Genomic DNA, 26,824 nt, shown 5'->3' with positions numbered 1-26,824 from the left:
TACATATTCATGTACGGTTGGGTGAATGAAAAGGTTTCTTAATATTTCCTGAACTCGCTTAGGGATACGGATACGAAAAAAAAGCTGACGCTTAAGCATCAGCTAACTGTGAAGATATTTGCACAACAACCTAATCCGATTTGGCCAACAGATACAAAAAGTAAGGTGTGCTGAGCAGGGTAATCACAATTCCCGTGGGCACATCCGTCCCCATGCTTACCGTGCGGGTAATGGTATCCGCCAGCAGCACCACCAAGGCTCCCGTCAGGGAGGACGCCGGCAGCAGTATCTTATGGTTGGGCCCTACCAGTCTCCGGGCCAGGTGGGGGCTAATCATGCCTACGAAGAAGAAATTTCCGCCCACCGCTACGCTTCCCGAGGACAAGGCCACCGCCGCCAGAGACAGGCCGATGAACTCCCGCTTCACTGCCACCCCCAGTCCGGCAGCCGTCTGGTTGCCCAGGCGGATGGCATTCAGCATCCTGGACTTAAACAGCGCATAGCCTGTAAGCGCCAGCACCCACGGGGCCAGAACGGCCAGATACCGCCAATCATCTCCCCACAGGCTTCCCGCCATCCAGCGTTGGACGAACTCCATCTGGTTTTCGTCCAGCTTCAATGTAATCAGGAGGGTATATGCGCTGTAGCCGCTGCCGATGGCCACCCCGGTAAGGATCAGCCGCGTCGGCGAAATATCCCGTCCCCGGCTGTTGGACAGCAGAAAAATCAGCGCCGCCGCCGTCAAACCGCCTGCGAAGGAAAGCAGCGGCAGCAGGAGCGCCGACGACACCCCATCCAGGGAAAACCCGGCGATGACCAGGATTACAAACAAGCCCGAGCCGGAGCTGATCCCCAGGGTTCCGGGGCTTGCCATGTCGTTTCTCAGAAGACTCTGCATAATGCAGCCGGAGGCCCCCATGCCGATGCCCACCAGAATGGACAGCACAATCCGGGGCAAGCGGAAGTCGAAGACAATCACCTGCTGCCGGGCGGTTCCGTTGCCCAGCAGCACCTGAAGCACCTCGCCCGGGGCCAATCCCATCTTGCCCGAATTGATGCTGATGACCGCCACCGCCCCCACCAGGATCACCAGCAGCACAATGATTCCGATGCCACGCACCGGGGCAAAGCCTCCGCTTTTTTTAGCTGTCAGGCTCCTCATACTGCTTCCCTCCGTTCTTTCCGGGCCAGGTAGAGGAAATACGGGACGCCTACCGCCGCAAAAATAATCCCCAGCGGTGTTTCATAGGGGCGGTTCACCATCCGTCCCAGAAGATCGGCAGCCACGACGAACAATGCCCCATACAAGGCGCAGGCGGGAATGATCCGGCGGTAATCCACACCCACCAGGTACCGTACAATATGGGGGATAATCAACCCGACAAATCCTACGGGCCCCACCACCACAACGGACAGACCGGTCAGCACCAGCACAACTGCCGTGGCCGCCCCTTTGACCAGCGTGGTGCGCTGGCCCAGACCGGCAGCCACCTCCTCCCCCAGGCTGAGCAGGGTGACGGAAGGGGCCAGCGCCAGGGCCGCAGCCGTTCCCGCCGCGAAGAAGGGGGCCACCAGAGCCAGCTCCGCCCACTTGGCCCCGGCCGTGCCGCCGGCAGACCAATAGGCCATGGCATGGCCCAGCCGGTAGCGGATAGTCAGATAGGAGCTGAAGGCGCCGAACATCATGGAGATGGAGACCCCCGCCAGAACCAGACGCTGGGGAGTCATGCCCCGTTTGCCCAGAGAGGCGACAAAATAGGTAATGCCTGTAGCCAAGGCAGCGCCCGCAAAGGCGAACAGCATCATCTGCAGATAGGTCTTGTCCGGCAGAAATACCAGGCATAAGGCAATGGCAAAGCCGGAGCCGGAGCTGATGCCCATCAGGCCGGAATCGGCCAGAGGATTGCGGGTGGTGCCCTGCATGACGGCGCCGCAGACGGCCAGGCTGGTGCCCACCATGGCGTTGGCTACGGTCCGCGGAAAGCGCAGGGTGTGAATGATTTGATGCTCGGTAATGCCGGAGTCAAACGCAAAGACCGCGCGCCAGGCCGTCGCAAGGCTCATTTCCGCTGCGCCGAAGGAGATGGAGGCTGCGGCAGACAGGAGCAAAAGAGCCGCTCCCGCCGCCATAAACAAGCTATACCCGACCGCACTGGCGCTCCGGCGGAGCGGCTCCTGCTGTTGCTGCTGATTCATGTTTTTCACCCATCCGGTAAAGACTACTGCACCAAGGCGGCCAGCTTGTCCTGAATATATGCCAGCTGCCCTGTCAGGCTGCCCACATCATCATAATAAAACAGCCCTTGATAGTTCCCTGGAATCTCCAGAACACGCCCTTGGGCAACGGCAGGAATGCTCTTCCAAATATCCGTTTTGGCATACTCGGATTCCTTTCCTTCCTGGCGGAACCAGAGGATATAATCCCCGAAATATTCATGGGCTACCTCATAGCTCAGCGTCGCCCGCCCTTTTTTGTTGCTGGCAATAAGCTCCTCCAGCTTTGCGGGCTTTTTCAGCCCCAAATACTTATAGACCAGCGTGCCGCCCCGTGACCCGGTTTCATAGGCTACACCGCTCCATTCTCCCGATGGTCCCCAGTCCTCCATGATGCTGAAGGTTTTGTCGGCAAACTGGTTGGAGGTCAGCTTGATTTTTGCCTCCTCCAGCTTTTTGTGGAAGTTCTCCACCACCGCCTTGGCCTCCGCCTCCCGGCCCAGCGCTTGTCCCAGAAACAGGAGCCGGTCCTCGGGGGAAAGGCTTTCTTCTATCACAATAACAGGAGCCACCTTGGAGAGCTTATCGAATTCCTCCGCTTTATAGGTGACGATGACCTCCGGCTCGAAGGTCATGATGTTCTCCGCTTCCCACGGCTTCAGTGCTTCGATTCCGTCCAGCTCCTGGTAGAAAGGCATGGTCTCCTGCTTCCAGCCGGAAAAGGCTACAGGCTTGATGCCCAATGCGCAGACGTCCCCCAGATACCAGTTAACAGCTACTTTTTGCGGATGGGCAGGCACTTCAATTTCCCCCTTCACCGTTTTTACGATCCGGGTGCCCGACTCAGGCGCTTTTGCAGCCTGCTCCGATGAAACAGGCGACGGCAAGGAGGAACCTGCCGCTCCCGTATCCGCCCCTGCTCCACCGCAGGCGGAGAGGATCAGCGTAAGCCCCAGCGCTGCCGTCAGGACCAGATTCGCTTTCGATTTGGTTCGCATGGTATGGTCTCCTTTATGCTGAAGTTTGAATTGTCCCTCAATTCTCCCATCAGTATAAAGACCTGTCCCGGCAAGGCCAATGCCGCCATCTCTCCATTTCATGGACATTTTCTCTCGGTATTCCCCCGGCGTCATGCCCGTCCTGCTCTTGAAGGTGCGGATCAGATTATGCTCGTCGTTGAAGCCGCAGGCCAAAGCAATGTCCCTCATGGAGCCGGGGCTGCCGGCAAGATGTCGCTTGGCCGCCTCCAGCCGTTTGCGGATCAGATAGTCCTGGGGGCTTTCCCCTGTTTGTTGCTTGAACATCCGGTGCAAATGACTGTAGCTGATATGCAGCATGTTGGCCAGCTCCTGGATGGAGAGGGGCTCATGGTAATGCTGCGATATGGAACGTCTCGCCATGGCCACAAGATCCGGCTGCAGCATGGCGCCTTGATTGGAGGCTAATTCCTCGTAGGCCTCGCAGACCAATTGAAGAAGGGATGCTTTGGCATACAGCCGCCGCCAGGGGGAGGCGGACCGCCAGCGCTCATGCATCCGCATCAATTGTCCGGCAAACAGCAGGGGATTCTCCGGACAGAGGCCATACTGGCGGCCAAAGGGATTGACCCCCTCCGGCATACGCTTCCATCCGCGCTTGCCGGTCAGGGGCAGTCTGGCCTTGTACAGCACGATGTAGCATTCCAGCGGATAGGCGGCGGGAACAACGGACAGCCTGGTGCCTTTCCCGCCGTGGAACAGCCCAAACCGGTTCATGTGGTAGGGCACCTCGTCCAGCCACACCTGCCCGCTTCCACCGGAGACATACAGAAGCATCCCTGCGGGCGTTTGGTAATCCCGGAACCCGCTGCCCGGATCGAACCGGTAGTGGCGGATGTCCGCTACGGACACAACAGCATGCTCCCACAGGAACAGTTCCTGCTCCAAGCCCGCATCTGAAGCGGATGCAGGATGTTCAGACAGCTCCATAGCCTTGTCCCCCTCTCTTTCAAACCCGATATGATATTGATTATCATTATCATTATAAAGAGAAGTTGGGGCGAGGACTATACCAAATTGAAGAATTCACCGTTTAAATGGAATACGGGCGCCATAGGGGGCTGAGGGAAGCCGGTGCAGCGGCCACCGTCAGCGACCCGCAATGCGCCGGGGCTGCAGGGAGCAGTCTGTGCCCTGCACTGCAACCCTTGGGCAGCATTTCGCGGGCTTCCCGGCGTATGCCTGTACTGTTCTTCTAGCTCCCCGTGCTCTGATAATGGCGGACGCCTACCTGCCAGACAGCCAGCGACACCGCCATAAAGGCCAGGCCGGCCGGCAAAGGAAGCCACCCCGTCCACGGCGGATACCCCCAGCCGCAGATAGCCGCAGCAGGATAGAAGCTCACGGGCAGCACCGGCGGCAGGAACAGGAACATGCCCTTCAGCATCCGCGGCATATAGGGCTCGGGGCAGCGGGTAACCTGGTAGCTGGCATTGGTGAGAATGTAAATCCAGTCCAGACCCTTAATGGTGAAAAAGGCCACACCGGAGGTCAGGACAAACACTCCGCAGTACATGATGGTCCCTCCGGCCAACGCCGAAAGCAGCAGCGCCGCGTTCCGCAGGGAAAGCGGCACGTCCATCCGCGCAAGCGCCCAAAGAATAGCGCAGATCCCGGTAACCGGGCGCATCAGGCGGTGCAGGTGGAACCGGGAGGCCGCCACCTGCATAAACAGCGACCGCGGCCGCAGAAGCACCCGGTCAAAATCCCCCGAGCGCAGCAGCGACCAGGGGAAGGAGTCAAACCCCCGGCATAAGCTCTCCGCCAGCCCGAAGGAGGATACCGCCAGGGCGTAGATCAGAATAATCCGCTCCACCGACCACTCCCCGATGCTGCCGAAGCGGGAAAACAGCAGCACCGTGGACAGGGGATCGGTCACCACCACAAAGCCCACCTGAATCAGCATCAGCCACCAGCCCTTGTATTCCATCCCGCTCAGGAGATGCAGGCGCAGCAGCTTGAAATAAACCTTGGCCTCCATCAGCCTCACCCTCCCTGGATAATCAGATGCTTAAGCCGGCTGTTCATGATCATCCGGCCAACAATCACAAAAACAGCGATCCAAAACAGCTGCAGCGTTATCCCCAGCCACGCCGCCTCCGGCGCCAGACTGCCCGTATACAGCTGCAAGGGAAGATCGGTAAAGCCGCCGAAGGGCTGCAGGCGGAGGAAGGTTTGCATGCTGTCCGGCCACAGCCGGAGCGGCAGATAGGTCCCCGACAATATGCCGCTCAACAGCATCAGCATATAGAAGGGACCATCCCCCCATGTCATATTCAGCCGGACGGCGGTAACCAGCATGGCATAGGCGGAGCACAGGAGAAAAGCCAGCACCACCGTCAGCAGGAAGAGGAGGAACCCCCCTGCGGAAGCAGGCCGGGACAGGGCATAGCCTGCCGGCATCAGAAGCCCAGCCACGATGGTCAGCAGCCCCCGCAGCCAATTGATCCCCAGCCTGCCGGCTGCGCTTTTCACCAGCCAATGAAGATAGAGATCCATGGGGCGGCACAGCTCCAGAGCCACATCCCCCTTGTTGATCTTGACTAGAATTTCACTGTCGATGCTCATGGCCTGGAAGAAAAAAATCCCCTGCGCCAGCCAGACATAAGAGATTGTCTGCTCCAACCCAAAGCCGTTATGGTTCCATGCTCCATCCCGGCTATAGGTGTAAAAAACCGTATATACCACACACTCGATAATAGCCCAAAACACACTGATCATGACCCCGGAGAGGGCAGCCACCCGGTACTGCAGCCCCTCCGCCATCCGGACGCGAAAAAGAGAGCGGCACGCTCTCCAGGTTTGCATCGCAAGCATCGAACATTCCCTCCTACACCAATGCCAAGTCATTGTACATGGCGGCAATCATCTCATCCGTGTTTACCTTCATAACCACCTCCGGCGCATACCTCTCCTGAAGGCCGGATAATCTCCCGTCATACAAGAGCCGTCCACGGCCAATCACCATTACCCGCTGGCATAATGCCTCCATATCGTCCATGTCATGGGTGGTGAGCACCATGGTGACGCCGTTGCGCTGGTTCTCCTCCTTCAGGAATCCCCGGATCGCCAGCTTGGATACGGCATCCAATCCGATGGTTGGCTCATCCAGGAACAGAATCCGCGGGCGGTGAAGCAGGGCCGCCGCCAGCTCGCAGCGCATCCGCTGCCCCAACGACAGCTGCCGTACCGGCGTCTGCAGCAGACTGTCCACCCCCAGCACGCCGGTCAGCTGGTTCAGCCGTGCCCGGTAATCCGCCGCGGCAATGCCGTACATATCCTTCAGCACATCGAAGGAATCCGCCACCGGCACATCCCAGAACAACTGGGAGCGCTGCCCGAACACCACGCCGATCTGCGACACATGGGCCACCCGCTCCTTCCAAGGAGTCCTGCCGATAATGCGGCAGCTCCCGCTGTCCGGCGTCAGAATCCCGCTCATAATCTTCACCGTGGTGGATTTTCCGGCGCCGTTGGGGCCGATGTACCCCACCAGCTCCCCCTCCCGAATCGAAAAGCTGATTCCCGCCAGCGCCTCCACCTTCTCCACATTCCGCATAAACGCTCCCCGAAGCAGCCCCCACTTGCCCTCCGGCCGCCGATACACCTTGAAGCCCTTGCGAATGTCCTCCATAATGATCTGCATGATCCGCCCTCCTTTGCTGCAATACCGTATCATGCTATGGGGCTTTTGGAAAAGGCCGGGAGAAGCCCTCACCATCCGCCCATCCGCCAACTCACCGGGGGAAACAGCGGAAACGCTCTTTTTTTCGCAGCTATCCTTGATTTTTCACCCCTTGTATGCCATACTATATTTATAATGAAAGTTGAGAGAACGCGAGTTCTCTTTCCTACTGTATTTTTCCGGTAATCGATGACGCGTTCATCGGTTTTTTTGTTTTTTCACCGCAAGAAAACCGCCTGTCTGTTCCCTTCCCGGGGATTCATCCCTCAACGGGCATCTCCCGAACTCCCTGCTTCTGCGCCACACGTCTCATTAATACGGACCCTGGTTCCGTTATTTCCCTAAAATCCCCCTTTTTTCTCCGGAGCGGACACAGAATCCGTTAAACCTGAAAAATCAGAGGTTGTCCATGCTTCCGGAGCAAAATAACGGATCGCCTGGCCGCGAAAATCCAAAAAGGGTCCCAATGCGCAAAATAACGGCCCCTCTGTCCGCAACCATTGGATTTTCGCCTGCACGAGCAGAAATTCCGCCTGCAACCACCGCTCCATGGGACATCGGTACCGACCTGCCGCGCATCCGCCCACAGCCCAACAAAAAAAGAGACGGCCTCAGCCGTCCCTTCACTTGTTTTTCGCCCTTAAGCTCCTCTAATTTCCCTCCAGCCTCATCCGCCGCCCCTTCCGGCTGCGCCACCCCCAGATCCCCGCCGAACGCCGAGTGAGGATGCCCCGGGGTTCCTCCAGGTTCACTCCTGGGTCTGCAGCAGATAGACCCGGCATTCATAAGGCCGGAGAGCCAGCTCCCGGGTATTGGAGGCCGCCGCGGAAACCGGCAGATTGGCCAGCAGAAGCCGGGCGTCCAGGCCCATCATGCTGATGCTGTCCGGCAGGGTACAGACCGCATCCGTCGGAAACAGATTGGCCGCCACCAGGAGCCGATTCCTCTGCAGAGTGCGGGTATAGGCATAAATTTGCCGATGCTCCGGAAGAATCAGGTCGTAAGCGCCATACACCGCCACCGGGTGCTCCTTGCGCAGACGGATCAGCTTCTTGTAGAAGTGGTAGATGGAATCCGGGTCGGCCATAGCCTCCCGCACATTGATCTCCCGGTAGTTGGGGTTGACCTTGAGCCATGGCGTTCCGGCGGTAAAACCCCCATGGGGACTGTCATCCCACTGCATGGGCGTGCGGGAATTGTCCCGGCCATTCTTCCAAATGCCCGCCATAATCTCCTCATGGCTGACCCCGTTTTCCCGCTGGATGCGGTAGAGGTTTTTGGCGGAGACATCGTTGTACTCCTCGATGGATTCAAAACGCACATTGGTCATCCCGATTTCCTGCCCTTGATACAGAAAGGGCGTGCCCTGCATCAGAAAAAACATCGCCGCCAGCGCCTTGGCCGATTCCTTCCGGTACCTCCCGTCATCCCCCCAGGTGGAGACAGAGCGGGGCAAATCATGGTTTTCCAAGAAGAGAGCGTTCCAGCCATGCCCCTCCAAAGCCTTTTGCCAGCCGGTCATCACTTCCTTGTACCGGATCAGGTCGAAGGAGCCGCGGGGTCCCTTTTCCCACAAATTGTTGGTCTCGAACTGGAAGATCATATTGAATTTCCCCGGCTCCTCGCCTACCCACTGCCGGGCGTCCCTGATCCGCACCCCTCCCGCCTCGCCTACCGTCATAATATCGTACCGGTCGAAGGTCTCCCGGGTCAGCTCCCGCAGGAACTCGTGAATCCCCTCCCGGTTCCGGTGGCCCTCAAAGGAGCTGACATACGGCAGCTTATCCGGGTTGGGCAGATCGGGAAGCCCGGGCACCTTCTTGATATGGGTGATGGCGTCGATCCGGAAGCCGTCGATTCCCTTGTCCAGCCACCAATTGATCATGGCATAAATCTCGCGGCGCATGGCGGGATTCTCCCAGTTCAAATCCGGTTGTTTTCGGGAGAAAATATGCATGTAATACTGGCCGGTCCCCTGGTCATATTCCCAGGCCGGACCGCTGAAGATGCTTTCCCAGTTATTCGGCTCGGCCCCGTTTTTGCCGTCCCGCCAGATATAATAATCCCTCCGGGGATTGCCGCGGCTGGAGCGTGACTCCACAAACCAGGGATGCTCGTCGGAGGTATGGTTGACCACCAGGTCCAGAATCAGGCGCATGCCCCGGCTGTGGGCTTCCGCCAGCAGCCGGTCAAAATCGGCCATGGTTCCGAATTCCTCCATAATCGCCTGGTAGTCGGAAATATCATAGCCGTTGTCGTCATTGGGGGAGCGGTACATGGGGCAGAGCCAAATCACATCCACCCCCAGCTCCTTCAGATAATCCAGCCGGGAGGTGACACCGGGCAGATCGCCGATGCCGTCGCCGTCGGAATCCATAAAGCTGCGGGGGTAAATCTCATAGGCTACCGCTTCTTTCCACCATTTCTGCTCTGTCATCGGATCGATGCTCCTCCGAAAGGTTAGTCGGCATAGCCGCTATTTGATGGCGCCTTGCATAACGCCTCTGATAATATACCGCTGCCCGAACAGATACGCGATCAAAATGGGCAGAATGGTCAGCAGAATGGCCGGAATCAGCAGCTCCCAGTTATTCATGTAGGTGCCGCTGAACACCTTCATTTTTACCGGCATGGTATAATACTGCGGCTTGGTCAGCACCAGGGAGGGCAGAAGATAGTCATTCCAGATCCACAGCACATTGAGAATGGCGATAGTCATGGAAGTGGGAGCCAGCATGGGCAGCACAATTTTGAAGAAGGTCTGCCGGGCGGTGCAGCCGTCTATGTAGGAGGCCTCCTCCAGCTCCAAGGGAATGGACTTGATGAACCCGTGGTACATGAACACCGACAGGGCGCTGCCAAAGCCGATATACAGCACAATGAGCAGCAGCGTCGGGAAGTTGTCGATAAGATGCAGCTTGGCCCCGTAAATATAAATCAGGGGGATCATGATGGACTGGAACGGGATAATCATGGAGGCGACCATGACGGAGAAGAACAGCTGGTTGAACCGGGTTTTGTTCCGTACCAGATAGTAGGCGGTCATGGCGGAAAAAACCAGGATCAGCACTGTGCTGACGCCAGTAATGACCAAGGTGTTCTTGAAGGATACGAGAAAATCCATCTTCTCCATCGCCTGCCGGAATTGCCGGAAGCTATAGGAGGTGGGCAGGGCGAAGGGATTCTCCAGGATCTGGCCGTTGTTCTTGAAGGAGTTGATGATCACCAGGAAAAACGGAAAGGTGAATAGCACAAAAACGACGGCCAATAGCAAATAAAGGAGCACGGAGGACGCCAGTTTGCGCATTTCCATTTAGGCCTCCACCTCCTGTTTTTTGCTGAAATAGACCTGCAGCCCCGTCACCAGCGAGACAATGATAAACAGCACGATGGCCTCCGCCTGGCCCAGGCCGTAATTGGATTCCTGGAAGGCTTTTTGCACCACGTGCATGGACACCATGCGGGTACTGTTGAAGGGGCCGCCCTCTGTCAGCGAGAAGTTCAGGTCGTATACCATAAATCCGTTTTTGAGAGTGAGAAAGAGGGTGACCACAAAGGACGGCACCATCAGCGGCAGGGTCATCCGGAACAGGCGCTGCCAGAAATTGGCCCCGTCGATGGTGGCGGCCTCCAGCACATCCTTGGGGATGTTGATCAGACCGGCAACGAAGATGATCATCATATAGCCCGCCGACTGCCAGATAGTAACCACCACAATGGCCCAAAAAGCCATTTTTTCATCCCCCAGCCATCCCAGCCGCAAAAACTCAATGCCCAGCTTGCCGCCCACAGTAGGAAGCGTCTGAATGAACACGAACTTCCAGATATAGCCGAGAATCAGACCGCCGATGAGGTTGGGGGTAAAGATGGCGGTCCGGAAGAAATTCTGCCCGCGGATTCCGGAGGTCACCAGATAAGCCAGGGCAAAGCCCAGGGCATTGACCATCACCACGGTAGCCGCCACATATTGAAGGGTCAGCACAAGGGATTGCCAGAACTTCCGGTCGTGCAAGGCGGCTTTATAGTTATCCAGCCCGGCGAAGGTCATGGGATTCACCGGGGAGGTCATATTCATCAGGGTGAGATAAAATCCGTAGGCAAACGGAATCAGGAGCGCGATGCAGAAGGCAATCATCGTCGGTCCAGTGAAAAACAGCTGGCTGCCCAAGCGCTTTCCGGCACTTTTTTCCTGGATCATCTTAGGTTCACATCCTTGTTGAAGGTAAAGGCCGGAAGACCGTCCGGAGCAAAAGCCGCAGGCTTCCGGCCTCTCTTAGGAAGCATTATTTTTTGGAGGCGTAATAGGCTTTGATCGCATTGGCCAGCTCTGCCTTGGTCTCCTTCTTGACAATGTACTTCTGGACATCCGGGCCGATAATATTCATCCAGTCCTCGGCGGTGACATAGTTGGTGCTGAAGGGCATGGTTTTGCCCTGCACCACGGCATCGGCGATGGCTTTGCCCAGCGGGTTGGTCACCTTGTTGGGATTATTCTTGAAGGCGGAGATAACCTGGGATTTGTTGACCAGAAAATCCTGCCCGGCTTGATCATAGACGATCCAGCTCAAGAACTTCTTGGCGGCATCCTGCTGGGCCGGAGTCGCCTTTTGGTTGATAATCAGCACGTTGGTGGGACCCGCGGCAATTTTATTGTTCAGCGGATTTTCGGGATTGTTGTCCACGGGAACAGGGATGAACCCAAAGTTCTCTCCGGCCACTGCCTTCAGAGAATCATAGGCCCAGTTGCCGTTGAACAGCATAGCCGCTTCCCCCTTGCCCACGGACAGATGGGAATCATCATACACCTTATCCAGCGGACGGTCCGCGTATTTGTTGTAATCCTTGGAAACCAGCAGATCCAGGGTATCGTAATAGCCGTTCCAGGCGGCGTTATTCACCAGATCGAAGGTGCCTGCCTTCAGCTGGCTGACAATATCGGCGGGATTCTGGGCCTGATTGAGGAACTGGGTGCTGTAGTGATTGCTGACGGACCATGCTTCCGTTTGGTAGGCCACCGGAGTTTTTACCCCGGACGCCTTGATTTTGTCCAGCAGCTCCTTCAGCTTATCGCGGGTATTGATGGTGAAGGGGTCGAAGGTGCCACCAACAGCCTTCTCTACCACCTTAGTGTTGTATACCAGTCCGAAGCCTTCGATGGAGAAGGGGAAGCCTACAATCTGGCCCTGCTCGTTTTTGAAGCCGTCCTTGGTTTCTTCATTCCACTTTTCAGAGGTCAGGTCAATGCCGAAATCCTTGTATTTGTTTTGGACGGCGCTGGGCTCCACCATGGCCAATGTTACCGTCTTGCCGGAGGCGGTAAGCTTGTCCAGCACACCCAGGGTTTCTCCAACCGCCTGGCTGTAAGCCTCCACCGTAATGTTGGGATTAGCTGCAGAGAAATCCTTGGCCGCCTGCTCCCACTGGGAGGCGATTTCCCCTTTGCCGTTGGTGATAATAATGGTGACCTTCTCTCCGCCAGCGGCGCCTTGGCCGGTAGTGGCGCCAGGCGATGCGGCATTGGACTCCTCCTTCTTTCCGCCGCAAGCCGCCATACTTCCGGCCACTACGAAGGCCAAAGCCGGGATAGCCGCTTTTCTCCACAAGTTTCTTCCCTTCATGTCAACCCCTCCATTCATGTGAATAACAGGCAATGGCTGTTATGTTCGGCAATAGTATGCGAATGGCGGAGGGTTTCAATTCGTGGACGGCAGGGTTTTCGCATGTGAAAAGGACCCCTTTCGGGGTCCCTTCAGACGGTGATTTATGGTATTTCGTTTCCTCTGCCAGATGCCTTTGTTACGTTACCAAATATCTCTTTAAGGTTTTGCCCTTACGAGTCTTTGGCACATCCCTCCGGTTTCTAATGAGGCTGACATACCTCCGATTGGTTCAAGATCCGTTGGAGCACTGAAGTGTTCAACGCAACCATCGCCTCTCTCTTCACCGTCGATATTAAGATGTCCCGGAACGGGGACTGCTATTCCTGCCCGGGCAAACTTTTTTTCAAATCCGCAGATCCGCCGCCGCCTCTAAACTTAGCTGCCCTCATGGGGAGCCTTGTGGGTATGGTTGCGGTTCTTCACCTTCTTGGAGCCCGACAGGGGCTCCTGGGGGCCGCCTGCCCCGTTGCCATGCCGCTGCTCTCCCGAGGATGGATTCACCGGGTTCGTCTTTTGCTTAACCATCTGCTTCACCCCCTCGTTGCCTGTATTGCAGGGTTCGGACCAAGATAGCCCGTTCTACTGGCGGGTTGTGGTGTCCCGGTTTAACGCATCCATATGCTTCCGGTCATTGATATCCTGCTTCAATTGCTGGGCATGGTGAGCATTGACACCTTCAATTTCCAGATGCTTCGCTACATTTTGCAGGTTTTTATCCGGAGACTTTTGCTTGGTCACCTTATTCCTCTCCTCTCGCCTTGTATCGTTCACGATTGATCAGGCATGGGTCTCCTGCTGCAGGGCCTGGGCGCACTCATGAAGATTGCGGACATGATCCTGGATTAAATCCTGGACCAGATTGCCCCGTTCATCGATGGTTCCGCCTTCGCCCTTCTCGGCATCCACCAGCTCCACCTTCACTTCGCGGGAATCCACATAGGTCACCAGAAAATCAAAGGTGTACCGGCTGTGCCCCGCATTGCCCACGGCCACCCGCAGAGCCTTGGGGTTGGCCTCATCGGCTTTTACCGTTACCGTGTCCGTGGTTTTCATCGTTGTCGGCAGCACCCGCCGCCATGCGTCAACCAAACGCGACTGCTCCAACTGAAGCTGATCCTTCTGCTTGTCACTCATCGGCTTTTGACACCTCCCCTTCATGCTTTAAGGTGCCGAGAGCAACCCGGGTTTATTCTTGCCCCTTCCAACGGATCAGAAGATTGTACAGAATCTGCGCCATTTCCGCCCGTGTGGCGGTTTCCGCTGGCCGCAATCTGCCTCCGCTGCCGCTGATCAGTCCGCTTTCCGCCATCAGCGCTATTGCTTCCTTCGCCCAAGGATCAATCTCGCCGTGATCAGCAAAACCGGACAGGGCTATCCCGGATTCACTTTTGCCATCGGGCAGCTGGTGGACGGCATTCAGCACATTCTTAAGCAGCGTGAACATTTCTTGCCGGGTGATTTCCCGCTCCGGGTCGAACCGCTGGGAATCCACTCCCTGGGCAATGCCCAAGAGCTTCGCCGCGGCCAAATATCCGGTGTAGTAGGTGTTGCCCGCATCGGAGAAATTATCCGCTGACGGGTCTGCGGGAGTGATCCCGTAGGCTCTCATCGCCATAACCAGGAAGCTGCCCCGGGTTAGTGGAGCATCGGGACTGAAGCTTCCGTCGCCTGTACCGAAGGTAATCTCCCTCGCCGCGATGAAGCCCACTGCCTTGCCATACCATGCTTGCTCCGCCACATCAGTGAAGTTCACCGGATTATAGCCTACCCCATACACAGTAAAGTGACTGGTGCGGAACCTGACTGTCCCTGTTCCGGGAATATACCGGCTCTCTGCCACTACTGCCGGCCCCCCGGCGTCGCTCAGGTAATAGATAACGATAGCGTCGGTATTTTCTCCAGCCTTCGGCGTATATGGAACGGTTACCGTCACGCCTCCCCCAAACGGGGATATAGTCCTGTCTCCACCGGTAACCGCAAGATCAAACACCGGCCGATCTCCCGCCAAACGCTGCGCTTCCGGGGACAGCCCGGAGGAATCTCCTTTGGACAAATGGAAGCTGACGTCGCCTGTTGCTTCCTTTGCAATGGTACTAAGGGTTTCCGTATCAACGGCTGCAGAAAAAATGGAGGTGGAAATCGTCAGGGAGGCAAGCCCTGAGGAGGCAACCTGCTCCATAGCCGTCTGGGGAATCCGTGCTTCAATATCCGCTGCACCTCCCCCGGCTTCGATACGGATGACAACCGCTGCCTTTACCCCGTTTCCTTGCGCCTTGGCGGATTCCAGCGCCCGGTTGACAGCATCGTTTATTTGCTCAGATGTAACCGGTGCAATGATCCCTCCGTTCAAGCCGGTTGCTGCTTGAATAGTCAATGTAACCGACACTATGCCTTCTTGCACATCCACGGAAACCGGTTCTTGAGGCGTACCTGCTCCAGCTCCTCCATTCCCGCTGTTGCCGCTGTTGCTGTTGTCGCCGCCGCCATCATCGGTACCGCCGTCTGAAGAGCCTCCGCTTTCCTCTGGCGGTGCCACAGGCGTAACCGTATTGGAGGCCTCCGATTCCAGCCCCGCTCCCGCAGCATTATACGCCCTTACCGTAAAGGTGTAGGCCACCCCATTGGCCAGCCCTGTGATGACGATGGGACTGCCCGTACTTTCAGCCGTTTTGCCGCCGGGACTGGAAACGGCAATGTAGGTTTCGATGGGGCTTCCCCCATTATCTGCCGGAGCCGTGAAGGTAATCGTCGCACTGACGTTTCCGGCCACAGCCGCAACCCCTGCAGGCTGCCCCGGAACCGTGCGGGGTGTTGCTTCTATCCGGGCGGATTGGAGGATGCGGTCCACTTCATCCACAGCAGTAACGTAGAAGGTGTAGGACAAGCCGTTGGTTAACCCCCCGGCCTGATACCCGTATACGCTTGCCGTTACCGGTCCGCCAGCTCCCAGATAGGTGTTCCCTGGGCCGCCATAAACATTGTACGTCACTGCTTCAGGCACAACCGGCCAGCTTAACAACACCGTCCGGTCCCCTGCCTCAACCGTTACCGGCAGTTCCCCTGCGGCTGAAATGATATACCGTTTTTCCATAACCGCGCTGTCGGTCATTCCCGGCTTCACCGCAATCGCCTTCACGGTAATGGTATCTCCCGGATTGCCGGTCACCGGCACAGGGCCCGTATATCTGATACTGCTTCTGTCAGGAGAACCGCCATCCAGGGTATAGTAGATCTCTGCCCCGCTAGTGGCTGCGGAAAGCGCAACCGGCGTACCGGAGAGAATACGCTCCGTACCCGGGCTGGCCTGGGGAGCCGCCACAGTTCCTGCGGGGAGGATAACTCCCTTGGCGGCAGCTGTGGAAGAGGCCAGCCGGTAATTCCCCGCATCGGCTCCAGTGAGCTTCAGGCCGGTAATAGTCACTGTTTTGCCGCTGCCCACGCTTGCATCCGTGAATACTGCCGCGGCCGAAGCATAGTCCACCTCCACTTCGTCCCCGGGCACTTTCCAGTCCAGGGAAATCGCCGTTATGACGGCTTCCACGCCGCCATCAAACACCTTATCGGCGATAACAGCGCTGCTGACAGCCGCCTCCCTGACCCGGATATCCGCTTTCAGCGTGGGCTGCACAAGCTCGTAGTATATGCTGTCTGCACCTGCCAGAGCAAACCCGGATGCCGCTACAGTCTTGCCGTCGTCCGCCTGCTTATCCGCAAACTGCCCACCGGCTCCATCCGTCAACAGAACCACATCATCCCCCGGCTCCACCGGGCCGGACAGCACTCCGCCCGTTACTGCCGCTTCGCGGCTGCCGTCATAATCCTTGCTGGACGCACTGGCCCCGCTGACCGTCAAAGTCCGGAGCTGGCGGATGGTGTAGGAATAATGGGCTGCCGGACTGCTACTGTAGCCCGTCTGCGTCCCGTATACGCTCAGCACCACAACCTCGCCCGGACTGCCCGTAATAGTTACAGTCCCTCCGCTGGCTATATGGCTAGGCATCGCATCGGGGTCAGCTGCAGCCGGTCCGGTTGCATAATAAATAACCGCTCCGGGGAAGCCTGCCGCCAGTAATGAAACGGCTGTTCCGCTTTTGACCTCTGTCCCCCCGGCAATTGATGCCGAAGGGGTATCTACCGTGCCAAGGACAGTGATATTGCCGGATGCAAGGAAGCTGCCGTCCTCCAGCCGGTAATTGCCGCTGTCCGCTCCTCCCAGCTTCAAGCCTGTCACCGTTACGGTTTTTCCGTTTCCTATGGCCTCATTGTCAAAAACAGCAACAGCCTGCGAATAATCCACCGTAACTTCCTCCACGCCGATCCTGCCTGTGAGAGAAGCGCCGGCAATGGTTGCGGAACGGGTTCCGTCATAACCCTTGTCGGCAATAACAACCTGGCTGACCGCCACCGGCTTGGGCAGAATGTCCGCCACGGCCTGAGCCGTGGAGGCAACGCTGTAATTGCCCTGGTCCGGTCCTGCAAGCGCAATATTGCTGACCGCAACAGCTTTATCCGGCCCTACTGCCGCACTATCCGCAAAGACTGCCGTGGCCTGGCTCACATCTACTGCAATGGAGTCCGCGCCCACTATGCCGCCTGCAATGGATATGGCGTCCACCCGGGCGGTCCGAGTACCGTCATACTCCTTATCCGTCACTGATATTTCCCCTAGAGTAAGCGGCTTCCTGGCAATATTGGCGGTTGCCGTCAAGGTCTGGTTCAGGATGTAATATTCCGCATCCGGCCCGGTCAAGGAATAGCCGCTGACTGTCACCGTCTTCGCATTTCCGGCAGCCTTGTCGGAGAACGCGGCGCTGGGCGTACCTGCCAGCGCCACCACGTCGCTGCCGATAATTCCGCTTAAGGCCGCACCGCTGAAGTCGGCAACCGCGCCTATGCTCCCGTCATACTCCTTATCGGCTAATGTAATACCCGTTAACGCAAGCTTCGTTTGAGCCTGGACAGTATAGCTGAAGTCGGCAAGCGCGCTATCCGTCTTGCCTGCTGCCACCGCTATCGCCCTGACATGCAGCACATCCCCGTATGAAAGCACGGGATAAGTGATGGCACCGCCATTCGCAACTGAGGCCGATGTTGCCGCTGTCGGCAGATCAGGCTCCGCATTAACCGCGGTTGTATAATACAATGTCGCGCCACTTTCTGAGGACAGCGTAATGACGGCGTTCTTTTTGATAAACCCGCCATTGGCGGCAACAGAAGCGGTTGGCGCTGCCGCAGCAGGCTGTGTATACACAAACTTGCTGTTGGGTCCGGTTGGGCTGGCGCCTCCGGGACCTTCCACCCGCACATCCACGGTCCCGCTCCCCGGAGGCGAAATAACCGTGATCATCGTATCGCTGACCACCTGCATACCTGTTCCCGGAGTGGCACCGAAGCTTACTCCTGTCGCACCGATGAAGCCTGTGCCGGTAAGGGTCACAGCTGTCCCTCCCGCAGCAGGTCCTTCAGTTGGGTTGACAGCAGTTATCCTCGGAGTGTCCGTAGCCACAGCCAGACCATAGGCGTTTACTCCGGTAATAATAGCGGACGGATTGGGCGTTTCCGTAAGACTGGCTTTAAATATGCCGGCCACAGAGGAATGCCAGTCGGAAAAATATAAATGGCCTCCTTGTTTATGTATTGCCAATGCTTTGGGTGAACCGGTTGCGGAGGTATAGATGATTTCTTCCCCTTGTCCGGTGGAAAGATCCGCTTTGGCCACATAGAAATCCGGATCATAGGCCACGGAATAATACAGCTTCCCATTGGCTTCATCCACGGCAAGCCCTGCGGCATGCACCCCATTGATAAATGTCTGGGGACTGGTACCGTCCAGACCGGAACGTATGATGGCGCCCAAATTATAATCGGCGATGTATAGATAACCTGCCGCCGCATCTACCGCTACTGCCCGGGGCGCCCCTGTTGAAGAATAAACAATCGTCCCGCCGGACGCGCCTCTGGCTGCTTTATAAACCGTTCCGGTATTGGGCTCTGCATAATAAAGGTCTCCGTTTGCCGGATTTACGGCCAGCCCCTGGGCGTGGACACCTGTAATAACAGGAGCTGCCCCGCTTCCGTCCAAGCTTGCCTTGAATATGGCGGCAACCGTGCTGTGAGGATCGGAAAAGTATATGACCCGGTTCGCTTCATCCACCGCAACAGCATAGGGGCTTCCCGTTTCCGATGTATAGATGACGCTTCCATGAGTCGGGTCCGACAGCGGCGCCACCATAAGCTGGTACGGAGCATAGGACTGGGTATAATAAAAATATTCGGCGGCATAGGCTTTTCCGGCCGTAACGCCTCCAAGAATAAGGAGCGAGGCTACTATCCATCCCGCTGCATGCTTCGATATTGATTTCCACAATCTCATGAAAGCCTCCCTTCCATTGACAACGCCTAAACCCGGTTAAGGGCGCGACGGGTAGATGCCCTCTACCGCAATAATATAATTGATGGCCAGAAAAGGCGCTCTAGTCGCAAGGGGAATGGAGTTGCCCGCTGTTCCCGAAACGTCGGTTTTTAAGCTGGTATCCGGAGACGCTGTGGTATAAATATTCACCTCTTGCCGGTCGGGAGTGACCGCTTTGGCCAGAACCTTGTCGCTGCCGGGAGTGCTGGAGGTTCCTTCGGTAGTGCTGGCCGCGTTCGGTACAATATGGTTGTGCATGGGAAGATTGCTCGAGTTCAGAGTCTGCGATTCCGAACCGCCTATTTCACCCAAGGAGTAATTGCTCAATCCCGGTCCCTGACCCGTTCCAATAGGAGAACGGCCGCGGAGATCCGGCAGCGCGAAGGTGGTAACTCCATTGCCGCCGTATGTAGTGCCCAACAGACTGAACAGAGCTGAATTGGTGCTGATGGAGAGCAATTGGCCATTGCAGAAGGCCCATCCCTTCGGGGCGAAATTTCCGGCAAACATCCGGATCTCTCCCATCATCTGATCATCCGCATAAGCCTTTGGCGTTTCCTTCAGCCCGGAAAATAGGGTGACTGCAACTACCGCCATACATACCAACGTTTTCTTGACCGCGTTCATCTTCATCCCGCTCCCTCTCTTCATTCCATTAATGTGATAAAGGCATAAGAACCTTTGAATAATTATATCACCTGCTTGTTGAGCCCTCATTTTTTTTGAGAATTATTTTTATAAAAGATTTTCACTCGTTAACCGTTACGCCGCCAAATGCAAAAAAAGGACCTTCCCGGAAGGGAAGATCCTGTGTTTTAATTCAAAAGTATGGCGGAGAGGGTGGGATTCGAACCCACGGTACCCTCGCAGGTACGACGGTTTTCAAGACCGCTGCCATAAACCACTCGACCACCTCTCCGTATGGATGTCGCCATCCATGAGGCCCGCTTTCAGCCGTGGCAAAAGTCATTGTACCATAGGCCAGACAGGCGGAGCAAGTGTTACTTCCTCTCAATCCGGGTCTTGCCGTTCATGTACGGAACCAGCGCCTCAGGAATCCGCACAGAGCCGTCCGCCTCCTGATAATTCTCCAGAATGGCCGCAACGGTGCGTCCCAGAGCCAGACCGGAGCCGTTCAGGGTATGCACAAATTCCGGCTTCGCCTTCGGGTCCCTGCGGAAGCGGATGCCGGCGCGGCGGGCCTGGAAGTCCTCGAAGTTGCTGCAGGAGGAAATCTCCCGGTAGCAGCCTGCAGAGGGCAGCCAAACCTCCAGATCATAGGTCTTGGCGGAGGAAAAGCCCATATCTCCCGAACACAAGGACATCACCCGGTACGGCAGCTTCAAGAGCTGGAGCACCTTCTCCGCATTCTGCGTCAGCGACTCCAATTCCTCGTAGGAGTTCTCCGGCAGGGTCAGCTTTACCAGCTCCACCTTGTTGAATTGATGCTGGCGGATCAGCCCCCGGGTATCCCGTCCGGACGCACCGGCTTCAGAACGGAAGCAGGCGCTGAAGGCCACGAATTTTTTCGGCAGCTCTTCCGCCGTCAGAATCTCTTCCCGGTGGTAATTGGTTACCGGCACTTCCGCCGTAGGAATCAGGAAGTAGTCGGTGCCGCCAAGCTGGAACACATCCTCGGCGAACTTCGGCAGCTGGCCGGTTCCGGTCATGCTGTCCCGGTTGACGATATACGGCGGCAGCATTTCCTCATAACCATGCTCTTCAGCATGGAGGTCCATCATAAAGTTGATCAGCGCCCGCTCCAGCCGCGCACCCAGCCCCTTATAGAAGGTAAACCGGGAGCCTGTCACCTTGGCGGCCCGCTCAAAATCGAGAATATCCAGGTCCTGGGCCAGCTCCCAATGGGCCTTGGGCGCATAGCCGAATTCCGGCGGCGTTCCCAGCTTCCGCAGCTCCACGTTCTCATCCTCGGAATGTCCCACCGGCACACTGGCATGGGGTACATTGGGGATGGACAAAAGCACCTGGTCCAGCTCCGCTTCCACTGCGCGGATTTCTTCATCCAGCTCTTTGATCCGGTCTCCCACCTGGCGCATCTCCAGAATAAGCCCCTCAGCGTCCTCTCCTGCACGCTTCTTGGCTGCTACCTCCTGGGACACGGTGTTGCGGCGGTTCTTCAAGCCTTCGGCTTCCAGAAGCTTCTCCCGGCGTCTGGCATCCAGGTCGGAGAAGCGGTTCAGATCATCGGTTTGTTTGCCGCGGTTTTGCAAGCCTGTACGTACGCGGTCCGGTTCATTACGCAATAATTTCGCATCCAGCAAAGTTAAAACGCCTCCCGCAAGGGATTGATAAACTGCTTCGTTTTTTTCTCTTATCTTCTATACTGCCTAACCATGTCCAAAAAATACGAGTGAAAGCCATAATCATCCGTCAATTCGGGATGGAAGGAGGCGGCCAGCAGATGCTCCTGCCGCGCGGCTACGATCTGTCCATTGTACACGGACAGCACATCCACCGCTTCACCCACGGATTCGATAAGAGGAGCCCGGATGAACACCGCTCTTACCGTATCCTCCATACCCTTGACCTCCAGATCCGTTTCAAAGCTCTCCCGCTGGCGCCCAAAGGCATTCCTGGCCGCCACCATATCCATCAGCCCCAGATGGGCCTCCGGCTGGCCGGGGGCTTGTCCGGTAATCCGGCTGGCGATAAGAATCAACCCGGCACAGGTGCCGAATACAGGCTTCTTCTCTTCGGAGAATTCCTTGATGGCCTCAATAAAGCCATAGGTGCGCATCAGCTTGCCGATGGTGGTGCTTTCGCCGCCGGGGATGATCAGACCGTCGATCTCCTTGAGCTGCTCTGTCCGCTTGATGACAACCCCTTCGCCGCCGGCCAATTCAATCATGCGCAAGTGCTCGGCCACTGCTCCTTGAAGAGCAAGCACGCCTATCTTCATGTCCATTCCTTCTTTCCCTCCTGCAAACAACGGGGGCAGGCAAGGCCTGTTGTCCGCCTCATCCTGCCCATGCTGCGGGCCGCCCCGCGAACCAGCTATACAGGATCACTTTCCTTTTACATAACGTATCGTCACTCTTGGGAAATTTTTTTACCAGCCGCGGTCCTGCATCCGTTGGGTAGCATCCAGCTTGGAGATTTCAATCCCCTTCATCGGTGTGCCCAGGTTCTTGGACAGCTCGGCGATCAACGCATAATCGGTATAGTGGGTAGTCGCTTCCACAATCGCCTTGGCAAATTTTTCAGGGTTGTCCGACTTGAAGATGCCGGAGCCCACAAACACCCCGTCTGCGCCCAGATGCATCATCAGAGCCGCATCCGCAGGAGTGGCAACGCCGCCTGCCGCGAAGTTGACCACCGGCAGCTTGCCGGTTTGATGCACTTGCAAGAGCAGCTCATAAGGCGCGCCCAGGTTCTTGGCTTCAGCCATCAGCTCGTCCAGGGACAGGCTTTGCACCTTGCGCAGTTGGGCGTTGATCATCCGCATATGGCGAACGGCCTCCACGATATTGCCGGTGCCCGGTTCACCCTTGGTGCGGATCATGGATGCACCCTCGCCGATCCGGCGGAGGGCTTCGCCCAGGTCGCGTGCGCCGCATACGAACGGAACAGTAAATTCCTTCTTATTAATATGGAAGACTTCGTCAGCCGGAGTGAGCACTTCGCTCTCATCGATATAGTCGGCTCCCAGAGCCTCCAGAATCTTCGCCTCCACAAAATGGCCGATACGGGCCTTAGCCATAACCGGAATGGTCACAGCCTTTACCACGCCTTCAAAAACAGTCGGATCAGCCATGCGGGCAACGCCGCCTGCCGCACGGATATCGGCGGGTACGCGCTCCAGCGCCATAACGGCGGAGGCTCCAGCCGCTTCGGCGATCTTCGCTTGCTCGGCGTTCATAACGTCCATAATGACGCCGCCTTTTTGCATTTCAGCCATGCCTCTTTTTACACGGGAAGTTCCTGTTTCCATCAATATAACCCTCCTAAACATTATGTCCCAATGCGCAGATGGCGCCGGAATTTACATGTGGTGTTACAAAAAGATTCTAACCATTGATTTTACAGCAACACCCGCCATTATACAACCGAGAAAGGGCTATTCCTCCAGGTTTTTCACCGATTAGAACAAATTCGTAAAGAAATGGCGGATGGACCGCAGAGTCAGCTTAAACCAGCCGGCCTTCTTCACATCATCCTTGGCCACCAGGTTCACATCATAGGTTTGATTGTTGTAGGTTACCGTCAGTTTGCCCAGAACCTCGCCCTTGCTCACCGGCGCCACCCGAACATCCTCCGCCGCAGGTTCTCCGACCTGTACAATCTCCTCGTCCTTCACGCCCTTCTTCACCAGAATGGACAAAGCCGACTCCGTCACCACCGGCACGTCCGTATGGATAGCCTTCTTGACCTCTACAGTTTTTAAGGCATCCACCTCTGCGTCCGCCTTGACGATTTCCTTCATTTCGTACGTATTAAAACCATAGTTCAGCAGCTTGGCCGTTTCCAAAAAACGCTTGGGCTCCGTCTTCGCGCCCATTACCACACTGATCAGCCGCATTCCATTGCGCTCTGCAGTTCCGGTAAAGCAGTATCCCGCCTCATTGGTATGGCCGGTCTTCAATCCATCCAGCCCTTGGAACACATATTGGCGGAAGTTGGGATTGTTCTGATTGCCCTCCAGCATCCAGTTCCAGTTGATCATGGGGGACTTGTCCGATTCCCGCAGCTTCTTGGAGGGGACTTTGGTAAATTCCAGCACTTCTTTATGCTCGTGCAAAATATGGTAAGCCAACGTGGCGGCATCTCTTGCAGACATCATCGTTTCGCCCTGCAGATTCTTGGGCGCATACTTGCCCATATCAATCCGGCTAAGGCCCGTGGAGTTAATAAAATTGGCATCCTTGGACAGTCCCAGCTTGCGGGCTGTTTCGTTCATCAATGCTGCAAATTGCTCCTCGCTTCCCGCCACCTTCTCCGCCAATGCCACACTGGCATCATTGCCGGAATAGATGGACATGGCTTCAAACATACTGCGGACGGAAAGGGTCTCATTCAACGCCAGCAGTTGTCCCGAACCGATGGTATCGGCGGCGTGCTGGGAGGTTGTCACCGTGTCTTCCCACTTCAGCTTGCCGCTCTGGATTTCTTCCAAGACCAGATATTCTGTCATCATCTTGGCCATACTGGCCGGAGGCAGCGCCACATCCGCATTGTTTTCATACAATACCTGACCGGTAGCCGCGTCCATCAGAATGGCGGAGGAAACCTCCAGCTTCAGATCAGGCGCAGCATCGGCTGCTTGCGCATGTCCTGGTTCATGAATGACGGCAAGATGCAAGGAAACGACAGCTGAAAGAATCATGACGCCAATTCTACTTTTCTTCGCAACGGCTTTCTTCACTACCCACACTCCCATAAAAAAATATTATTCACATTGCTTCATTGTACCATAAAATAGCCCCGGTTTTGTAACCCCTTTTCTTGAGCGCCAAATCTGCAAAACAATCCCCCGATGAAAGTGTTCAGCACACAGCATTTTCATAAAAAAACAGGACAAGCCGGGTTAGGCTCATCCTGTTTTCGCTTTACTTCCTTCGTATGCTTACAAGGAGTAATTCGGCGCTTCCTTGGTAATTTGCACGTCATGGGGATGAGATTCGCGGAGTCCGGCTCCGGAAATCCGGACAAACTGGGTATCCTCTCTCAGCTGCTCCAGATTGGCTGTTCCGCAATAACCCATGCCGGAACGCAAGCCTCCGATCAATTGATGGATGGTATCCGCCAAAGGTCCTTTGTAGGCCACGCGGCCTTCAATGCCTTCCGGAACCAGCTTGCTTTCGTTTTCCTGGAAGTAACGGTCCTTGCTGCCGTCCTTCATGGCTCCGATGGAACCCATGCCGCGGTATACCTTGAAGCGGCGGCCTTGATAAATCTCCGACTCTCCCGGGCTTTCTTCCGTACCGGCAAACAGGCTGCCGATCATAATCGCCGATGCGCCGGCGGCAATGGCCTTGGTCAGGTCGCCGGAATACTTGATCCCGCCGTCGGCAATAACCGGAATATTGTACGGGCGCGCAGCCATGGCGCAATCATAGATTGCGGTAACTTGCGGTACGCCGATACCGGCGATGACGCGGGTGGTACAGATGGAGCCCGGCCCAATGCCTACCTTTACAACAGATGCGCCGGCTTCAATCAAATCCTTGGTGGCTTCGGCAGTGGCAACGTTGCCGGCTACAATCACCAGATCCGGATAAGCCTTGCGGATATTGGCGACTGCGTTGAGAATGTTGCGTTGGTGGCCATGAGCCGAATCCACCACGATCAGATCCGCGCCGGATTGCACCAATGCGGTTACCCGTTCCATGGTGTCCTTGGAGATGCCTACCGCAGCCCCTACCACCAAACGGCCTTGCTCATCTTTGGCCGCGTTGGGGAACTGGATGGCCTTCTCAATATCCTTAATGGTGATAAGCCCCTTAAGCTCATAGTGCTCGTCTACCAAGGGCAGCTTCTCGATCTTATGCTTTTGCAGGATGCCTTCCGCTTGTTGAAGGGTGGTTCCTACAGGAGCCGTGACCAGATTGTCCCGGGTCATGACCTCCTTGATCTTGATGGAGTAATCATGGACAAACCGCAGATCCCGGTTGGTCAGAATTCCGACCAGCTTGTTCGCTTCATTGACAATCGGCACGCCAGAAATCCGAAATTTGCTCATCAGCTCTTCCGCATCATATACATGGTGATCCGGAGTAAGAGAGAACGGATTGGTGATGACGCCACTTTCAGAACGTTTCACCCGGTCTACCTCTTCTGCCTGCTGGCTAATGGTCATGTTCTTGTGAATAACGCCGATTCCACCCTCGCGGGCAATTGCAATTGCCAGCTGAGATTCTGTGACCGTATCCATCCCGGCACTCATGAGCGGTATGTTGAGCTTCAGCTTGGAACTGAGTCTGGTGGACACATCCACTTCCCTCGGCAGCACATCGGACTTCCGGGGCATCAACAACACATCATCAAACGTCAGTCCTTCTTTAGCAAACTTCGTTTCCCACACGCCAAATGGCCTCCTTAAGAGTACGTTTTCCCGATATTTTTGCTATTGTACCAAATGGTCAATTTTAATGTCAACCCCGTACATTTTTTGTCCCCAAACTAACCATTTATTTGTAAGCATTTAGGGATCATTGTGGAAATTTAGTCCAAATTATGTAATCGGTCGTCTAGCACGTTGCCGCGGAGCAGCGTCGGATCAACTGACATACAAACAAAAAGCCCCTTTAGCGTGAGCTAAGAGATCCATCTGTGGTTGGCAACGTCCTTCCGCACCCTACCCGCCGCCGCAGNATCCATCTGTGGTTGGCAACGTCCTTCCGCACCCTACCCGCCGCCGCAGGCGACAAGCGAAGCGCGGGTGGCCGGCGTCTGAACCTTCCGCTTGGGCCGGGCCAGCTTCTCTGCTCTTGCTTTGATGGGAAGGTTCGGACACACATACTGCGGACGTAAGAAACACAAAGAGACCCCTCAGCGTGAGCTAAGAGGTCTATCTGTGCTTGGCAACGTCCTACTCTCCCAGGACCCTGCGGTCCAAGTACCATCGGCGCTGGAGGGCTTAACGGTCGTGTTCGAGATGGGAACGCGTGGTTCCCCTCCGCCATCATCACCAAACGCTATTTAGGTCAAGGCTTGCGCCCTGAAAACCGGATGCGAAACGAGGTCACCGAAACCTCTTCTTGTCTTACGCCCTTATGAAGCTTTCACCGGTTTCCCGGGGTCCCCGCAAAGTACCTGAATACTCTACGAAGCGCTACTTCACTTTGTGGGGCATTTA

Annotated in this window: 21 protein-coding genes, 1 tRNA gene and 1 rRNA gene; all 23 read right to left on the bottom strand. The window is 56.3% G+C overall.

The annotated features are described in order from the left end of the window. Positions 1 to 130 precede the first annotated feature (130 nt). The 23 genes from DQG13_RS27465 to rrf all read right to left on the bottom strand — a co-directional run bounded on the left by DQG13_RS27465 (position 131) and on the right by rrf (position 26,661). Positions 131 to 1,162 carry a FecCD family ABC transporter permease gene (locus DQG13_RS27465; protein ID WP_113023392.1) on the bottom strand — a complete coding sequence of 344 codons (1,032 nt, stop codon included), beginning with the start codon at positions 1,160 to 1,162 and terminating at the stop codon, positions 131 to 133. Continuing rightward, positions 1,159 to 2,130, bottom strand: a complete 972-nt coding sequence (locus DQG13_RS27460; protein ID WP_220094454.1) for a FecCD family ABC transporter permease — start codon at positions 2,128 to 2,130, stop codon at positions 1,159 to 1,161. Before DQG13_RS27460 ends, DQG13_RS27465 begins: the two co-directional genes overlap by 4 nt. A gap of 89 nt (positions 2,131 to 2,219) precedes the next feature. Further along, a complete protein-coding gene (locus DQG13_RS27455) occupies positions 2,220 to 4,181 on the bottom strand; it encodes an AraC family transcriptional regulator (RefSeq protein ID WP_113023390.1) in 1,962 nt (653 codons plus the stop codon). Positions 4,182 to 4,446: 265 nt separating this feature from the next. Next, positions 4,447 to 5,232: an ABC transporter permease gene (locus tag DQG13_RS27450; RefSeq protein WP_113023389.1), complete on the bottom strand. Its 786-nt coding sequence runs from the start codon at positions 5,230 to 5,232 to the stop codon at positions 4,447 to 4,449. Between the two features lie 5 nt (positions 5,233 to 5,237). Further along, entirely contained in the window at positions 5,238 to 6,068 is an 831-nt protein-coding gene (locus DQG13_RS27445) for an ABC transporter permease (protein ID WP_113023388.1), read from the bottom strand. Positions 6,069 to 6,081: 13 nt separating this feature from the next. Continuing rightward, positions 6,082 to 6,897 (bottom strand): ABC transporter ATP-binding protein, encoded by an 816-nt coding sequence (locus tag DQG13_RS27440; RefSeq protein WP_113023387.1) that lies wholly within the window; start codon positions 6,895 to 6,897, stop codon positions 6,082 to 6,084. 380 nt (positions 6,898 to 7,277) lie between these two features. Continuing rightward, complete coding sequence (locus DQG13_RS27435) at positions 7,278 to 7,475, bottom strand: hypothetical protein (protein ID WP_146767219.1); 198 nt, start codon at positions 7,473 to 7,475, stop codon at positions 7,278 to 7,280. Between the two features lie 209 nt (positions 7,476 to 7,684). Continuing rightward, positions 7,685 to 9,373, bottom strand: coding sequence for a glycoside hydrolase family 13 protein (locus DQG13_RS27430; protein WP_113023385.1), 1,689 nt, complete (start codon positions 9,371 to 9,373; stop codon positions 7,685 to 7,687). A gap of 39 nt (positions 9,374 to 9,412) precedes the next feature. After that, on the bottom strand, positions 9,413 to 10,249 hold the full coding sequence (locus tag DQG13_RS27425) for a carbohydrate ABC transporter permease (protein WP_113023383.1): 837 nt from the start codon (positions 10,247 to 10,249) through the stop codon (positions 9,413 to 9,415). Further along, the gene (locus DQG13_RS27420; RefSeq protein ID WP_113023381.1) at positions 10,250 to 11,134 is read right to left on the bottom strand and encodes a carbohydrate ABC transporter permease; all 885 of its coding nucleotides are present in this window, start codon (positions 11,132 to 11,134) and stop codon (positions 10,250 to 10,252) included. Between the two features lie 85 nt (positions 11,135 to 11,219). Further along, on the bottom strand, positions 11,220 to 12,554 hold the full coding sequence (locus DQG13_RS27415; protein WP_113023379.1) for an ABC transporter substrate-binding protein: 1,335 nt from the start codon (positions 12,552 to 12,554) through the stop codon (positions 11,220 to 11,222). 417 nt (positions 12,555 to 12,971) lie between these two features. After that, positions 12,972 to 13,121 (bottom strand): small acid-soluble spore protein P, encoded by a 150-nt coding sequence (locus DQG13_RS27410; RefSeq protein WP_113023377.1) that lies wholly within the window; start codon positions 13,119 to 13,121, stop codon positions 12,972 to 12,974. 54 nt (positions 13,122 to 13,175) lie between these two features. Then, complete coding sequence (locus DQG13_RS31030) at positions 13,176 to 13,334, bottom strand: hypothetical protein (protein WP_181593029.1); 159 nt, start codon at positions 13,332 to 13,334, stop codon at positions 13,176 to 13,178. Positions 13,335 to 13,373: 39 nt separating this feature from the next. After that, on the bottom strand, positions 13,374 to 13,730 hold the full coding sequence (locus DQG13_RS27405) for a hypothetical protein (RefSeq protein ID WP_113023375.1): 357 nt from the start codon (positions 13,728 to 13,730) through the stop codon (positions 13,374 to 13,376). A 52-nt stretch (positions 13,731 to 13,782) separates the two neighbouring features. Next, positions 13,783 to 18,969 carry a YDG domain-containing protein gene (locus tag DQG13_RS27400; RefSeq protein ID WP_113023373.1) on the bottom strand — a complete coding sequence of 1,729 codons (5,187 nt, stop codon included), beginning with the start codon at positions 18,967 to 18,969 and terminating at the stop codon, positions 13,783 to 13,785. A 36-nt stretch (positions 18,970 to 19,005) separates the two neighbouring features. Then, complete coding sequence (locus DQG13_RS27395; RefSeq protein ID WP_220094453.1) at positions 19,006 to 19,641, bottom strand: phage tail protein; 636 nt, start codon at positions 19,639 to 19,641, stop codon at positions 19,006 to 19,008. A 196-nt stretch (positions 19,642 to 19,837) separates the two neighbouring features. Then, positions 19,838 to 19,927 (bottom strand) — tRNA-Ser (locus tag DQG13_RS27390). Positions 19,928 to 20,009: 82 nt separating this feature from the next. Continuing rightward, positions 20,010 to 21,290: a serine--tRNA ligase gene (serS, locus tag DQG13_RS27385; RefSeq protein WP_113023371.1), complete on the bottom strand. Its 1,281-nt coding sequence runs from the start codon at positions 21,288 to 21,290 to the stop codon at positions 20,010 to 20,012. 50 nt (positions 21,291 to 21,340) lie between these two features. Then, complete coding sequence (gene pdxT / locus DQG13_RS27380) at positions 21,341 to 21,928, bottom strand: pyridoxal 5'-phosphate synthase glutaminase subunit PdxT (RefSeq protein WP_113023414.1); 588 nt, start codon at positions 21,926 to 21,928, stop codon at positions 21,341 to 21,343. A gap of 150 nt (positions 21,929 to 22,078) precedes the next feature. Continuing rightward, on the bottom strand, positions 22,079 to 22,963 hold the full coding sequence (gene pdxS, locus DQG13_RS27375; RefSeq protein WP_220094452.1) for a pyridoxal 5'-phosphate synthase lyase subunit PdxS: 885 nt from the start codon (positions 22,961 to 22,963) through the stop codon (positions 22,079 to 22,081). Between the two features lie 147 nt (positions 22,964 to 23,110). Further along, positions 23,111 to 24,391, bottom strand: coding sequence for a D-alanyl-D-alanine carboxypeptidase family protein (locus tag DQG13_RS27370; RefSeq protein WP_258525892.1), 1,281 nt, complete (start codon positions 24,389 to 24,391; stop codon positions 23,111 to 23,113). 201 nt (positions 24,392 to 24,592) lie between these two features. Next, positions 24,593 to 26,050, bottom strand: a complete 1,458-nt coding sequence (guaB, locus tag DQG13_RS27365; RefSeq protein ID WP_113023368.1) for an IMP dehydrogenase — start codon at positions 26,048 to 26,050, stop codon at positions 24,593 to 24,595. Between the two features lie 494 nt (positions 26,051 to 26,544). Next, a 5S ribosomal RNA gene (rrf, locus tag DQG13_RS27360) occupies positions 26,545 to 26,661 on the bottom strand. Between the last annotated feature and the right edge of the window lie 163 nt (positions 26,662 to 26,824).

This window comes from Paenibacillus sp. YN15 (assembly GCF_003285005.1).
Classification (GTDB): Bacteria; Bacillota; Bacilli; order Paenibacillales; family NBRC-103111; genus Paenibacillus_AR.
Note: the sequence above shows the minus strand (reverse complement) of the source record. Positions and strands in the feature narration are given on the sequence as shown.

Excerpts from the sequence above, each read along its gene's own strand:
- DQG13_RS27400 (WP_113023373.1), bottom strand. The coding sequence starts at position 18,969 with ATGAGATTGTGGAAATCAATATCGAAGCATGCAGCGGGATGGATAGTA.
- DQG13_RS27455 (WP_113023390.1), bottom strand. The coding sequence starts at position 4,181 with ATGGAGCTGTCTGAACATCCTGCATCCGCTTCAGATGCGGGCTTGGAG.
- DQG13_RS27425 (WP_113023383.1), bottom strand. The coding sequence starts at position 10,249 with ATGGAAATGCGCAAACTGGCGTCCTCCGTGCTCCTTTATTTGCTATTG.
- DQG13_RS27440 (WP_113023387.1), bottom strand. The coding sequence starts at position 6,897 with ATGCAGATCATTATGGAGGACATTCGCAAGGGCTTCAAGGTGTATCGG.
- DQG13_RS27420 (WP_113023381.1), bottom strand. The coding sequence starts at position 11,134 with ATGATCCAGGAAAAAAGTGCCGGAAAGCGCTTGGGCAGCCAGCTGTTT.
- DQG13_RS27450 (WP_113023389.1), bottom strand. The coding sequence starts at position 5,232 with ATGGAGGCCAAGGTTTATTTCAAGCTGCTGCGCCTGCATCTCCTGAGC.
- DQG13_RS27405 (WP_113023375.1), bottom strand. The coding sequence starts at position 13,730 with ATGAGTGACAAGCAGAAGGATCAGCTTCAGTTGGAGCAGTCGCGTTTG.
- DQG13_RS27460 (WP_220094454.1), bottom strand. The coding sequence starts at position 2,130 with ATGGCGGCGGGAGCGGCTCTTTTGCTCCTGTCTGCCGCAGCCTCCATC.
- DQG13_RS27430 (WP_113023385.1), bottom strand. The coding sequence starts at position 9,373 with ATGACAGAGCAGAAATGGTGGAAAGAAGCGGTAGCCTATGAGATTTAC.
- pdxT (WP_113023414.1), bottom strand. The coding sequence starts at position 21,928 with ATGAAGATAGGCGTGCTTGCTCTTCAAGGAGCAGTGGCCGAGCACTTG.
- DQG13_RS27445 (WP_113023388.1), bottom strand. The coding sequence starts at position 6,068 with ATGCTTGCGATGCAAACCTGGAGAGCGTGCCGCTCTCTTTTTCGCGTC.
- DQG13_RS27395 (WP_220094453.1), bottom strand. The coding sequence starts at position 19,641 with ATGAAGATGAACGCGGTCAAGAAAACGTTGGTATGTATGGCGGTAGTT.
- DQG13_RS27410 (WP_113023377.1), bottom strand. The coding sequence starts at position 13,121 with ATGGTTAAGCAAAAGACGAACCCGGTGAATCCATCCTCGGGAGAGCAG.
- DQG13_RS27465 (WP_113023392.1), bottom strand. The coding sequence starts at position 1,162 with ATGAGGAGCCTGACAGCTAAAAAAAGCGGAGGCTTTGCCCCGGTGCGT.
- DQG13_RS27415 (WP_113023379.1), bottom strand. The coding sequence starts at position 12,554 with ATGAAGGGAAGAAACTTGTGGAGAAAAGCGGCTATCCCGGCTTTGGCC.